General features: G+C 46.8%; 16 protein-coding genes. 2 read left to right on the top strand and 14 right to left on the bottom strand.

The genetic code is table 11. The features are described from left to right. Positions 1-12: 12 nt before the first annotated feature. The 12 genes from D5S11_RS12095 to D5S11_RS12040 form a co-directional block, all read right to left on the bottom strand. Complete coding sequence (locus D5S11_RS12095; protein WP_007409435.1) at positions 13-1,794, bottom strand: ATP-binding protein; 1,782 nt, start codon at positions 1,792-1,794, stop codon at positions 13-15. Then, a complete protein-coding gene (gene resD, locus D5S11_RS12090) occupies positions 1,791-2,513 on the bottom strand; it encodes a DNA-binding response regulator ResD (RefSeq protein WP_003153397.1) in 723 nt (240 codons plus the stop codon). Before resD ends, D5S11_RS12095 begins: the two co-directional genes overlap by 4 nt. Before the next feature lie 81 nt (positions 2,514-2,594). Continuing rightward, entirely contained in the window at positions 2,595-3,770 is a 1,176-nt protein-coding gene (gene ccsB, locus D5S11_RS12085; protein ID WP_007409434.1) for a c-type cytochrome biogenesis protein CcsB, read from the bottom strand. A gap of 18 nt (positions 3,771-3,788) precedes the next feature. Then, on the bottom strand, positions 3,789-5,417 hold the full coding sequence (gene resB, locus D5S11_RS12080) for a cytochrome c biogenesis protein ResB (protein WP_007409433.1): 1,629 nt from the start codon (positions 5,415-5,417) through the stop codon (positions 3,789-3,791). Continuing rightward, positions 5,414-5,953 (bottom strand): thiol-disulfide oxidoreductase ResA, encoded by a 540-nt coding sequence (resA, locus tag D5S11_RS12075; protein ID WP_003153391.1) that lies wholly within the window; start codon positions 5,951-5,953, stop codon positions 5,414-5,416. The genes resB and resA overlap by 4 nt, the downstream gene beginning before the upstream one ends. An 84-nt stretch (positions 5,954-6,037) precedes the next feature. Continuing rightward, positions 6,038-6,772, bottom strand: coding sequence for a 23S rRNA pseudouridine(2605) synthase RluB (rluB, locus tag D5S11_RS12070; RefSeq protein WP_007612296.1), 735 nt, complete (start codon positions 6,770-6,772; stop codon positions 6,038-6,040). Positions 6,773-6,865: 93 nt separating this feature from the next. Further along, positions 6,866-7,402 carry a spore maturation protein gene (locus D5S11_RS12065; protein WP_007409431.1) on the bottom strand — a complete coding sequence of 179 codons (537 nt, stop codon included), beginning with the start codon at positions 7,400-7,402 and terminating at the stop codon, positions 6,866-6,868. Between the two features lie 4 nt (positions 7,403-7,406). Then, positions 7,407-7,997 carry a nucleoside recognition domain-containing protein gene (locus D5S11_RS12060; protein ID WP_003153385.1) on the bottom strand — a complete coding sequence of 197 codons (591 nt, stop codon included), beginning with the start codon at positions 7,995-7,997 and terminating at the stop codon, positions 7,407-7,409. Then, positions 7,985-9,136, bottom strand: coding sequence for a D-alanyl-D-alanine carboxypeptidase family protein (locus D5S11_RS12055; protein ID WP_032866337.1), 1,152 nt, complete (start codon positions 9,134-9,136; stop codon positions 7,985-7,987). The genes D5S11_RS12060 and D5S11_RS12055 overlap by 13 nt, the downstream gene beginning before the upstream one ends. A 112-nt stretch (positions 9,137-9,248) precedes the next feature. Then, positions 9,249-9,734: a DUF3907 family protein gene (locus D5S11_RS12050; protein WP_015240120.1), complete on the bottom strand. Its 486-nt coding sequence runs from the start codon at positions 9,732-9,734 to the stop codon at positions 9,249-9,251. Positions 9,735-9,823: 89 nt separating this feature from the next. Further along, positions 9,824-10,417, bottom strand: coding sequence for an SMC-Scp complex subunit ScpB (gene scpB / locus D5S11_RS12045; RefSeq protein WP_007409428.1), 594 nt, complete (start codon positions 10,415-10,417; stop codon positions 9,824-9,826). Then, complete coding sequence (locus D5S11_RS12040; protein WP_007409427.1) at positions 10,407-11,162, bottom strand: segregation/condensation protein A; 756 nt, start codon at positions 11,160-11,162, stop codon at positions 10,407-10,409. The genes scpB and D5S11_RS12040 overlap by 11 nt, the downstream gene beginning before the upstream one ends. A gap of 207 nt (positions 11,163-11,369) precedes the next feature. On the opposite strand from D5S11_RS12040, the gene D5S11_RS12035 reads away from it, so the two are divergent. Further along, positions 11,370-11,459, top strand: coding sequence for a YjcZ family sporulation protein (locus D5S11_RS12035; RefSeq protein WP_003153376.1), 90 nt, complete (start codon positions 11,370-11,372; stop codon positions 11,457-11,459). A gap of 88 nt (positions 11,460-11,547) precedes the next feature. Next, positions 11,548-12,069, top strand: coding sequence for a DUF309 domain-containing protein (locus D5S11_RS12030; protein ID WP_020956020.1), 522 nt, complete (start codon positions 11,548-11,550; stop codon positions 12,067-12,069). A gap of 65 nt (positions 12,070-12,134) precedes the next feature. On the opposite strand, the gene ribT is transcribed toward D5S11_RS12030, so the two are convergent. Continuing rightward, positions 12,135-12,509: a GNAT family N-acetyltransferase RibT gene (gene ribT / locus D5S11_RS12020; protein ID WP_003153373.1), complete on the bottom strand. Its 375-nt coding sequence runs from the start codon at positions 12,507-12,509 to the stop codon at positions 12,135-12,137. Between the two features lie 116 nt (positions 12,510-12,625). Then, complete coding sequence (gene ribH / locus D5S11_RS12015) at positions 12,626-13,090, bottom strand: 6,7-dimethyl-8-ribityllumazine synthase (RefSeq protein ID WP_003153372.1); 465 nt, start codon at positions 13,088-13,090, stop codon at positions 12,626-12,628. Positions 13,091-13,107 lie beyond the last annotated feature (17 nt).

Genomic DNA, 13,107 nt, shown 5'->3' with positions numbered 1-13,107 from the left:
TGTTCGTCAATTTCAGACGTCATCCTGCACTTTTGTCGGAATATAAAATGTAAACGTCGTCCCTTTGTCGATGCTGCTGTGAACCGCAATTGAGCCGCCGTGGGCTTCCACGATATTTTTTACGATGGCGAGCCCGAGTCCGGTTCCCGCCCTGCCTCTTGTTCTTGCTTTGTCCGCTTTATAAAAACGTTCAAAAATAAAAGGCAGGTCCTCTTCCGGTATTCCAGAGCCGGAATCTTTGATATCGATCTTCAGTCCGTCTTTTACGGTCTGAGCCGCGATATGAACGCTTCCGCCTGACTCCGTATGGCGCAGCGCATTATCTATAAGGTTGGTAAACACCTGTTCCATTTTGTCTTCATCAAAGACACACTCCGGCTGAGACACTGAGATGTCCTCTGTGAGCGAAACGCCTTTTTCCTTCGCTACCCCGGAAAATTTGCGGGAGATCTTCTCCAGAAATTCATGCAGGTTTACCGTTTCATAGTGCAGGCCCGTATGTCCGGATTCCATTCTGGCCAAATCCAGCAAATCATTGACGAGCCGGCCCATGCGAAGAGATTCATCATAAATGATCTGCGCGATTTCTTTTTTCTCCTCTTCGGTGCTTGCAATGTCGTCCACTATTGCTTCGCTGTATCCCTGCAGCATAGAAATCGGGGTTCTGAGCTCATGACTGACATTGGCAATGAAGTCTTCACGCAATTTATCCAGCCTGCGCTCTTCGGTCATATCACGGAGCACGGCCACGGCGCCGCGGACGTGTGATTCCGCATAAAGAGGCGACATCAATAAAACCCATGACCTTCCTTGAAGCGTCATTTCAATCATTTGCTCTTTTTCCGTGTTCACTGCATTTTGAAATAGCTCTTTTGCTTCAGGGGGAAGGTTGTCTCCTTCTTTAATGTTCATGTTCTGCTCATAATACCATGCCTGCAGAAAACGTTCGGCCGGCGGGTTGGTCACCAAAATGGTGCCGTCGATATTAATGGTGATGACCCCGTCTGCCATACTGCTTAAAATATTGGACAGCTGTTCTTTTTCCTGATTCAGCGCGTTAATATGGAAATTGAGCTGCCGTCCCATCTGATTAAAGGCAATGGCCAGTTCCCCGATTTCATCTTGGGTCAGAATCGGAATTTTTGTATCAAACTTTCCTTTCGCCAAGTCTTGGGCGCCTTCCCGCATTTTCCGAAGGGGATATGTCACCCTGCTGGATAAAAAGAACGCGAAAAACGTTGTCAAGACGATGGCAATGCCCGCCGCAAGAAAAATATAGCGTGTCGTATGTTTCGTCGTATCTTTGACGGCAAGCAGCGATTGGGATAAAAAGACCATGCCTTTTTTGCCGTCTTTTTCATACGGCACTCCGACGATCAGCCGTTCGTTATCCGAACCGGCATTGTTGGGGACCGCGCGTTTGCTTACTTTTTTGCGGTCTGTCAGCGCCTTGTGCAGATCCCGGTCATGTTTGATCTGCTCTAATGTAATAGAGGATAAATGATTATCGTCATTGGGCGAATACCAGACATGCTTATCATCCTGAATGATCGCGATGCTCGTTAAATTGTCCGCCAGTTCCCACGTGATGGATCTGGCAAGCGGCTGGTCTTCATGATTTTCTATTATGACCGCAATTTTGTCGGCAAGCTGCGTTAAATCTTTTTCCGCTTCTTCAACGTGGTAATTTTCTATAAATTCCAGAAGCAGCACCGTTAAAATAAATAAAACAATTAACACGAGTGAAAGAATGGTAAACCAAAGCTTTCCTACTACGCTTTTCCAAAACTTCATTCAGCGCCTACCTCAAATTTGTATCCGACTCCCCATACGGTGACGATTTTTTTCGCCGCTCCCGGGGACACTTTATTTAATTTTTCACGGAGCCGTTTGACATGGGTGTCCACCGTTCTGAGGTCTCCGAAAAATTCATACTGCCACACTTCTTTTAAAAGCTTTTCCCTGTCGTACACTTTGTCCGGTGTTTTCGCCAGGAAGTACAGCAGTTCATATTCCTTCGGCGTCAGGCTCACCTCCGTGCCGTCCGCAGTCACCCTGTGAGCATCGTGATCAATGGATAGATGCGAAAAGACGAGCACATTTTTTGTCGGGGTATTGGCTGTCAGATAAGATGTTTGGGAAGCCCTTCTTAAAAGCGCCTTTACCCGAAGCACCACTTCTCTCGGGCTGAAAGGCTTGACGATATAATCGTCCGTACCCGCTTCAAACCCCTGGACGCGGTTGGCTTCTTCCCCTTTTGCCGTCAGCATGATAATCGGCGTCGCTTTTTTTTCTCTGAGCTGCCGGCATACTTCGATTCCGTCCGTTCCCGGCATCATTAAATCCAAGAGCACCAGATCATAATCTGATGCCAGCCCCATTTTAATGGCCTCGTCGCCGTTTTCCGCTTCTTCAATCACATAGTTTTCCCGTTCAAGGTACATTCTTAAAAGGCGTCGAATTCTGGCTTCATCATCTACTACTAATATTTTAGTTTCATTTGTTTGATCCATCGTTTTCCCCCTGCTTTCCTTCTGTTACTTTCATTTTAACAAACTGTGCGGCAGCTTGAGAACTGTATCGGCTTTTTGCATCTATGCGTACGAATGAAGTCCGGCAAGCACGAGATTCACAAAAATTAAGTTAAACATAATAATGGCGAAGCCGATGACGGCAAGCCACGCGGACTTTTCGCCATGCCAGCCTCTTGACAGCCGCAAGTGCAAATACGCTGCGTAAAATAAAAAGGTGATCAGCGCCCATACTTCCTTCGGGTCCCAGCCCCAAAAACGCGTCCATGCAAGCTGCGCCCAAATCATCGCAAACACAAGCGCGCCGAGTGTGAATACCGGAAAACCGATGGAAACAGCGCGGTAGCCGACTTCATCGACCAAGTCCAGATTCACATTTTTGACGAGCGGGCTGATAAGAGCGCTGATTCTCTTTCTGAATATCAGCCTGAGCGCACCGTATAAAACGAGACCTGCGCCAAACGACCAGATCACCGTATTGACCTTTCTGCCTGAAAAAATGGCTGGAAGCTCAATAAGCGGCTTCATTGCGCCTTCCGTAAGCAGTTCTCCCTCATGCGGGCCGACAAGCGCAGGCATATCATATATCATGACGCTTTTGGCTTCTTTTTTATCCACCCAATTAAATTCAGCTTTGTAGTCCGCCAGCCGGAATGCCGACGTGACGGCGATAAATGCCACGGTCGTCACGAGTATAAACATGATGACTTCAAGCCAGAACGTTTTTTTGCCCGGTCTGGATTGGTCGACATGCTTTAACAGGAAAATGACGCCGGCTACAAAACTGATCGCAAGAATCGCCTGCCCGAGCGCCGCCGTCGTGACGTGAATGTACAGCCAATTGCTCTGCAGTGACGGAATAAGCGGCGTGATGTCTGTCGGAAACATGCTTGCATATGCGATAAGCAAAAGCGCGATAGACAATGTGAACATGCCTAATGAAGGCAGTCTGTAAATAAAGTAAATAATAATAAAAGCGAGAACAAGCATCATGCCGAATGACGTCGTAAATTCAAACATATTGCTGACAGGCGCATGTCCGCTTGCCGACCATCTCGCAATGAAGTAGCCGAGATGACAAAGAAATCCGAAAATGGTTAACGTGATTCCGATAGCCGACCAGCGGCCCTTACCGTCCTTAGCACCTTTTGTTCCCCGGATGGCGCCGCCGAAAACCGGGACGGCAATTAAATAAATCAAAAAGGCAGCATAAAGAAAATTTGCGCTCAGCTCCGCCATGACACCACTCCTTTTTCACTAGGCCTGATTTTTGGCCAATTCTTTTTGATCGGCCGGCTCTTGAATCCCGGTCCCGCTAAGAACAAATTCGATATCCTTTTTCAGACCGAACCAGTTTTTGTTCGTATGTCCCGCCACAAGCACTTCATGATCACCTGTTTTGATCCAGATCCTTCTGTGCTGCCAGTACATTCCTTGAATGACGCCGATCATAAAGATCGCGCCGCCGACGGCAAGCACCCATAAGGTTAAGTCTTTTCTGACGGTGAGTCCTGTAATGTTTTTCGTTTCCACATGGTCGAATTTTAATTTGTACTTGTTACTTTCGGAACCTTCAACAGTCTGCTGAATCGCAACAAAACTTTTCTCCCCTTTCGGCTTGTCAGGAGCCGTGATTTTAAAGACAAAAGCCGGATTGTTAGGAACCTTCGTTTTCGTGCTCGGTTCTCCGTCCTTGTTAAAATAAAAATCAGGAAGATAACTGGCGATCTGCACTTTGTAACCGTTACCAAGATCATAGTCCGTGTCGGGATCGAGAAGATTGATCTTCAGTTTGCCGAATGACTGTTTTGTTTTTTGGTCGATCAGGTGAAATACCATCTGATCGAGCTGGTTTTCTTTATAGTCCACCTGATACACAGAATAGGAGTCAAAGCGCAGCGGTTCATTGACGCGGATATTGTTTTCTTTGACTCTTTTAAGCTTCGGCTTTTCACCGAATACAATGTCGCCTTCCCTCTTATACAAAACCGCGTCCGTTGTGAAGGATTTGGCGACTTTGCCGTTTCCGGCTCTGTCAATGGCGTCGGCGAATACTTTTTTCTCAGTGTCTTTGTTATATGTCTGCATCGTGAACCGGTTGTTTTTTAAGTAATATTTGCCGTCAGTACCTGGGATCTGGGCGGTTTCGCCTTCACGGACCCAGAGCGTTTCATCGACATACATACCGGGTACAAATCTCAGCATGGCTCCGATCAGAAAAATGATCAGGCCGATATGATTGACGTAGGGCCCCCACCTTGAAAAACGGCCTTTTTCCGCCAGAATGCTGCCCTCTTGTTCTCGCACTCTATAATGCTTTTTTTTCAATCGTGTTCTGAGGCTATCAGCCGCATCCCCGCTCAGCTCGGTTTCTGTCCGGCTGTATAGACGCTGCCTCTTCAAAAAGACCGGATTCCGCCGAACTCCTTGATTTTTCAGCGCCCTGTACAAAGGAATCACCCGATCCAGGCTGCAGATGACCAGTGATATGCCAATAGATGCGATCAGGAGCATATACCACCATGAGCCGTACAGGTGATGAAATCCCAACAGATAATACATTTGGCCGATTATGCCGTACTGCTGTTCATAATATGTATCCGGCTGGGCGCCCGGCGGCAGATAAGCTTCCTGCGGAAAAACCGTGCCGAAAGCAGACGCCGCCAGAGTAATGACGATCAGCCATATTCCGACTTTTACGGAAGAAAAGAAGTTCCATACCTTATCTACGATTGTTTTATTATATGTTTGCGAACGCCTTGCGCTGCCGTCGTACCGCATATCGGCAAGCGGCGATTTTTGATCATCAAGCGGCTTCCCGCACGACTCGCACAAAACCGTCCCGGCTGGATTCACGTGCCCGCATTCACATTTGACCTTTTTCATGAAGACGCCTCCGGCTTAATTAAATTCATATAGTCATGAACCATGCGTTCTGTCATCGTGCCGGTCACCACTTTCACGACTTTTCCGTCGGGATTGATCAAAAATGTCGTCGGAATAGGTGATACGCCGTACGCGTCCAGCACTTGCCGGTCAGTATCGAGCGCAACCGGGAAATTGACGCCGTATGTTTTCATAAAATTATGTACTGCAATTTTTGATTCGCCGACATTTACCGCAACCACCTCGACACCGAGGTCTTTAAAATGCTTGTATTGATTCTCCATGTAGGGAAATTCCTGCTTGCACGGCTCACACCACGTTCCCCAGAAATTCAGAAAAACACCTTTTCCTTTTAACTGACTCAGTTCTATGAGTCTGCCCTCTGTATCTTTCAGCGCGAAATTCGGGGCTTTGGACCCCTCAGATATACGCTCACCGTTTGTGTATACGGCATTATAGATGGTATATCCGAGCGCGCAGAGTAAGATGAGAAGGATGCCGGTCCGAATGAATAAACGCCGCCGTTTTTTGTTCATTGTACACTGCTCCCCTCCCCTGCCTGCAAATCCATTCAATTATATCATCAACACGTTTTGTAATTTTTGAAGGTTATGTGAAAATTAGAAAGCGTTTTTACCGTGTTCAGCTAAAGCCCGCAGCCTTTTCACCTCATGCGGCGACAATTCTCTTGCGTCTCCTGTGCGCAGGCCTCTTAAATCTAAAAATGCGTATTCTTCACGTTTTAGTTTCAGCACGTCATGACCGATCGCCTCGAACATGCGGCGGACCTGTCTGTTCCGGCCTTCATGAATCGTCAGCTGAATGATGCTCGTCTGCTTTCTTTTGTCCAGGGAAAGCATTTTCGCTCTGGCCGGCGCCGTCTTGCCTTCTTCAAGCTGAATGCCGCGCTCAAGCTTTCTCAGAAGTTCCTTGGAAGGAATCCCCTTCACTTTAGCGACGTACGTCTTATCAATTTCGTATTTCGGATGCATGAGTTTGTTGGCAAACTCGCCGTCATTTGTCAGCAATAAAAGTCCGCTCGTATCATAATCAAGCCTGCCGATCGGATAAATGCGCTGCGGCACTTCTTTGAAAAAGTCGGTCACCACTTTCCGCCCTTTGTCGTCATCAGCTGCTGAGATCACTCCTCTCGGTTTATAAAGCAGAAAGTACACGGGTTCTTCCCGCTCCACCTTTAATCCGTTTACTTCAATCTGATCAGAACCGGTCACTTTTACGCCGAGCTCTGTTATTACTTTTCCATTCACCTTTACTTTTCCTTCTTTTATCAGCTCTTCCGCCTTTCTGCGTGATGCCACGCCGGCATGAGCAATAACTTTTTGCAGTCTTTCCATGTCGTTCACCTCAAGTATAATCTTACTTTTTTCCCCTTGAACAAACAAGCTTTTTCAAGGAGAGTTATTCTGATATATAAAAAGCGCCTGATTTCAGGCGCTTCCAAATAATAACGTAACTATGATGATTGATGCAACCACCCCGATCAAATCAGCAAGAAGACCAACCTTTAAAGCATCCCCCATTTTTTTGATGCCGACCGCCCCGAAATACACCGTCAGGACATACAGCGTCGTGTCAGTCGATCCCTGCATGACCGAGGCCAGCCTGCCGATAAATGAATCAGGCCCGTACACGGCGATCAGATCTGTCGTCATGCCGAGCGCCGCCGTCCCCGAAATCGGGCGGATCAGAGCAAGCGGCACGACTTCTGCGGGAATGCCGAGCGCTGTAAAGAAAGGCTTGCACAGCCCCATGACAAAATCCAGCGCGCCCGAGGCCCGGAATACGGTAATCGCCACCAGCATCCCGACCAAATACGGAATGATGGAAAACGCAATCTCAATTCCTTCTTTTCCGCCTTCAACGAATGATTCATACGTCGGCACTTTTTTGATCGTGCCGTATATCAATATACCGGCGATAATAATCGGAATCATGGCTAAAGACACCCAATTCACCATTTCCATTCGCTTACCTCCCTTTTCTTTTGCGGCGGTACCAGAAGTAGCGGTCAATGAAAATCGCGCCGATTCCCGAAATTAAAGTCGCTAAGATGGTCGGCCCGACGATATCGGTCGGTGATTTCGCCGAGTAAGCCATGCGCACGGCAATGACGGTTGTCGGTATCAATGTAATACTCGAAGTATTTACCGCCAAAAAGGTAATCATGGAACGGCTGGCCTCAGACTTACCTCCATTCAGCTTTTTCATCTGCTCCATGGCTTTAATGCCGAGCGGTGTCGCCGCATTTCCCAGTCCGAAAAAGTTTGCCATGAGATTTGATAAGATGTATCCCATCGCCGGATGATCAGGGGGAATATCGGGAAACAGCTTAGAAATAAACGGGCGGCACATTCTGCTGAATATATCCAAAAGGCCGGACTGCTCGGCTATTTTCATCAGGCCGAGCCAGAACACGAGAACGCTCATTAATCCGAACGAGATCGTAACCGCTTCTTTCGCTCCTTTAAAAACGGCTTCATTCACATCCTGCAAGGTACCGTTAAACATCGCAAAGACAAGTCCGATTACCGTCAGACATACCCAGATTAAATTGACCATGACGAACCGCCCGCCGCGCTCATAAACAGGCTCGTAAACGTCTCAATGAAATGCTTTTTCGGTTTTTTATGGCGCTCATTTTCATAATAGACGGGGATCTTGGCGATCACTTTCCCATCATGCATAACAGTCATCCGGCCGACGACATCAGGAATGAGAGAGGCGTCCTTTTTCCAGGCTTTTTTCGGTTTTATTAAGGTTGTGCTGATTTTTACATCGTCGATTTCATCCTCTTTTAACAAATATTTGACATCCCGGGCAATAAAAGCGTGTTTTCCGTAAAACGTCTTTTTCAGCTTCGGAATGCCGCCTTTTTTAGCGACGACATAGGTTCTATAGTGATCAAAGACATAATTAAACATATTCATATGGTCATCCCAGTCATCCGGATCATTTATGGTGACCGCGATGAGATCCGTACCGTCTTTTGAGGCCGTCGAGACGAGCGTCCGTTTCGCGATTTTTGTGTAACCCGTTTTTCCGCCTGTGCTGTAACGGTAGAGCCCAGTCAGAAGCTTGTTTTTATTTTTCCATACCCGGTCCATCGTTTCCGCCTTATACACTTTTGTGCCTGAAACGGTCCGGTATTCCTTGATTTTCATCGCGTATTTAGTCAAAAGCGCCATGTCAAACGCCGTTGAATATAAATTTTCATGGTCGTCCAGCCCGTGCGGATTTTGAAATTTTGTATTTTCCATCCCGATTTGCTCGGCTTTTTTGTTCATTAAAAATACAAAACCGTCAAGGCTTCCGCCGACATATTCCGCTATTGCCGCAGCGGCGTCATTTCCTGATCTCAGCATAAGCCCGTATACGAGATCTTTCAGCTTTACTTTTTGTCCCGGCTGAAGATAAATGGCTGAGCCTTCCGTTTTTACGGCATTCGGGGAAACCGTCACGGTCTCTTCCATCTTCCCTGATTCAATCGCCAGCACCGCCGTCATGATTTTCGTAATGCTTGCAATCCGCCGCTTATGATGTTCATCCTTGGCGAATAACACCCTGCCAGATGCTCCGTCGATTATAATCGCGCTTTTTGCGCTGACATGTATTTGGGCATGTGCCGTATTGCCGTCTGTAATGGAAAAAAGAATAACAAAAGTCAAAAGAAATACGGCAGCTTTTTTGAGAAAGCGCATGAATGCTCACGTCCTTGTTGTGGGTTTGTACAAGTTTATGCGCATGTCCATGACTTATGAATACCAATTGCATCACTTTCACATAAAAAAACTCTCCCAAAAGGAAGAGTTTTTATCTGACTGATGCCATATTTGAGCCTGATGCTTCATATTGCGCCAATTCTTCCCGCATGCGCAGAAATTCACTGCTGAGCGAAAGCAGAAGGCTCCGCAGCGAGTCCGGCACTTGCTGGTAGAATTCAATCGCGCTTTGGCCTGTATAAGCGGCGCGGCTGTTTTCGTACCATGTATCCTTTTTCGGCATGAAAAACTCCTCCACGCACTGATGATATACTTTATACAGCGTTTTTTCCGCTCTCGCCTCATGAAACGGCTCCTGCATTAAAAGCCGCCTGCAGGCTTCCTGGGCGCCTTCGCAAAAGACGGTCATCCTCCTCAGCACACTGAGCACGTCGCGGCAGTATGCTTCATCCGCCTCTCCTTGAGCCCGCATCTCCGGCAAAGTTGTATGATTTAAATAGCTGCTGACCATCGTGACAACCTCGGCTAAAAATTCACCAGTTTCTTCAGTATGGGCCCTCACAATCGAATTTCCCATTTCCGTCCGTTTCCTTCCTCTCTTGTACGTCGTCATTTGCGTCATTCATCAATGGCCTTTCCCTACTATCGTATGATGAAAAACGATTATTATTTAATATCCTCAAAAGTTTGGTTGAAGTTTTCAAAGAATAAATCGGCTTCCTCCTGGAGAACGTCTTCCTCCGCATTTTCAGGAAGCGGCGGGAGCTCCTCCAATGTTTTTAAGCCGAATTGTTCAAGAAATACCGGTGTCGTGCCGTATAAAATCGCCCGGCCGGGACCGTCGGCGCGGCCCACCTCACACAGCAGCGCTTTTGACACGAGGCTGTGCAGAATCCGCTCAGACTTCACGCCCCGGATATCTTCAATTTCCGCCCGTGTGATCGGCTGCTTGTACGAAACGATCGCCAGCACTTCCAAAGAAGCCTGTGACAGCCCTTTTGACGGCACTTCGATTAGTTTTTTCAAATAAGGCACGAATTCTTTTTTCGTTCCAAGCATATACGTATCCGCATATTCGGTAAGCTCGATGCCTCTGTCGTCTTCCTTGTACTGAGCGGCCACTTCTTCCATGATTCCGGCCAGTTCCGCTTCTTCTATTTCAAGCACCGTCACCAATTGCTTTTTGGTCAGCCCTTCATCACCCGCCGCATACAGCAGGGCTTCCACAATCGCTTTCCAATTCACGATATCAAGCGCCATGAATGGATTCACTCCCCGTAATGTATATATCTGAAAAGTTTTCTTCCTGTTCAATGATAATCTGCTGATTTTTCATCAGTTCCAGGACTGCTAAAAACGTCACGACGAGATGGTCCTTTTGCCGAGAAGGAAAAAGCTCCGTGAAGTTTATTCTTCTCCCCGCCGTTTTTAAGCTTTTTACGATTTCGTTCATTCTGTCTTCAATCGGTATTTCCTGCCTTGTAATGGTCGTTTCTTTCGGCCGCGTGATTTTTTTACGCTGAAGCACCTTTTGAAACGCGCCGATCATGTCATAAACGGTCACCGACAGTTTCTGCTCCGTCTGTTTGATTTCTTTTGCATACTCACTTAAATCACTCGGCGGCTTTGTAAATGACTTTTGTCTTTCTTCTTCCCGCTCTTTTAAATCCTTCGCAGCGGTTTTATACTTTCTATACTCAATCAGCTTTTCAATCAGCTCGTCCCGAGGGTCTTCTTCTTCAAGCATTTCGTCTTCAAACAGCTCTTCCTCTTGTTTCGGAAGCAGCATTCTGCTTTTAATGCTGAGAAGCGTCGCCGCCATGACCAGATATTCACTGGCGACATCAAGTTCAAGCTCTTGCATTGTATGTACATATAATAAATATTGTTCAGTAATGGTTGCCACGGGTATGTCGTATATGTCGATTTCAAGACGGTTAATCAGATGAAGCAGCAGGTCCAATGGGCCTTCAAACGTATCAATTTTCACTTGATATTCTACCATTATCTCACCATTTTCAATATCACTCTCATTGCCGGAAAAACTGGCTACCCTTTAGTATAATCCACCGAAATGCTCTCGTCCAATACTTTTATACACGTCCTCCGTTATTTAGAAAATACTGAAAAAGAAGATATACGCCTATACCTTTAAAGGCGGATGCACATATGATAGCCGTGTAAACTTGAAACAAAGGGAGGCTGATTTCACATGAGCGGAGCTTGTTTCGGCGGAGGTTTTGCATTAATTGTCGTTCTGTTTATTTTGCTCGTTGTCGTAGGAGCATCTTACATCTGCTAGTTCCTCAGGCTTCAGACACCAAGCCGCTCTTTTTTTCCTTTTCATAGCGCTGTGGTACACTGGTTTTAGCATAAAAGGAGGAAGCGGCTTGTATCCTAAAGCTTATATCGGCTTTTTGGCCGAATTTCACGCATCAAGAGATTATTTTGAGTGTCATGAACTGTTAGAGGAATATTGGAAAGAAAGCCCGGCTGAAAAGCGGAGCATTCATTGGGTCGGCCTGATTCAGCTTGCCGTCGCTCTGTATCACCAGCGCAGGGGAAATGAAGCCGGGGCGAAACGGCTGATTGCCAACAGCTTACGTATTCTCCGGTCTGAAAAGCAGGCGGTCTGTTCTCTCGGTCTCAGCCACCCGAAGCTGATTGAGCTGATAGAAACGCTGTCAGACGATATAGAAGCGGGCGTGCCTTACAGAAGTGTTATGCTGCCGATTACAGATGAAGCCCTGAAAGAAGCATGTCTTGCCGAATGCCGCCGAAAGGGCTATACATGGGGGCAAGACGGCGTATCAGATACCTTTCTTATTCATAAACACCGCCTGCGGGACAGGACGGATGTCATTAAGGAACGCGAACGGGAAATTGAGAGAAGAAAAAAAAGCAGAGGCTGACGGTCAGCCCTGCTTTTTCTATATCAAAACAGCTCCCGAAACCGTGAAGATTCCGGGAGCATTTGTCAGTTATTATATGAGATATCCTGATCTTTTTGATGTTGACAGCGTTCAAAAAAGCTTTGCGTTAATTCATTCGGAACGAGTGCCTCCGTTTTGAACAGACGTTTTAAGGCGTCCATCATTTGCTTTCCGATTCCTTGATGGCGGTGAGAAGGATTCACGCTGATATGCCGGATTTCAACTTCTGAGTCCTTTTTTTCGACTCCGATCGCTCCGACGATATCTTCATCCTCTTTCCAAAGAAAGAGCTGGCGGCCAGTATCCGTTTCATAGTCCTTTATTGTCTGCTGAAGCTGCTTGAGATCTTTTTCATTCGGCATAAATGACAGAAGACCCATCGCAATCTTTTCAAACGATTTTTTATAACGAATTAACATAAAAACCCCTCTATATCCAAAATGTCCATTCATGTCCTATCAAACGGATACATAAAGGCGATCCGTTTCCTCACATTATATCATTTTCGCCGCTGTTTTAAACGCTTTTCAACAAATTATTCAAATGAACGGTTTAAATTTGCCATTTCAATGGCAGATACTGCGCAATCCGCTCCCTTATTTCCGGCTTTTGTTCCGGCTCGTTCGATGGCCTGCTCAATGGTTTCAGTCGTCACGATGCCGAAGATAACCGGGACGCCCGTCGCCGTTCCCGCCTGGGCGATGCCTTTTGCCGCTTCATTGCAGACATAGTCATAATGCGTTGTCGCTCCTCTGATAACCGTGCCGAGCGTAATGACGGCATCGTATTTTTTCGTTTCCGCCATTTTCTTTGCCGCAAACGGGATTTCAAACGCTCCCGGCACCCAAGCGACGTCAATGTCGTTTGATTCTACACCGTGGCGAAGCAACGTGTCTTCCGCTCCGCTTAACAGCTTGCTCGTAATAAATTCATTAAATCTGCCGACGACGATTCCGATTTTAAGTCCTGTTCCTACTAGGTTTCCTTGTATGATATTCATATGTTATCCATCCTTTT

The organism is Bacillus sp. L75 (assembly GCF_003676355.1).
In the GTDB taxonomy this organism is placed as follows: domain Bacteria; phylum Bacillota; class Bacilli; order Bacillales; family Bacillaceae; genus Bacillus; species Bacillus velezensis.
This window is presented reverse-complemented; position numbering and strand designations above follow the sequence as displayed.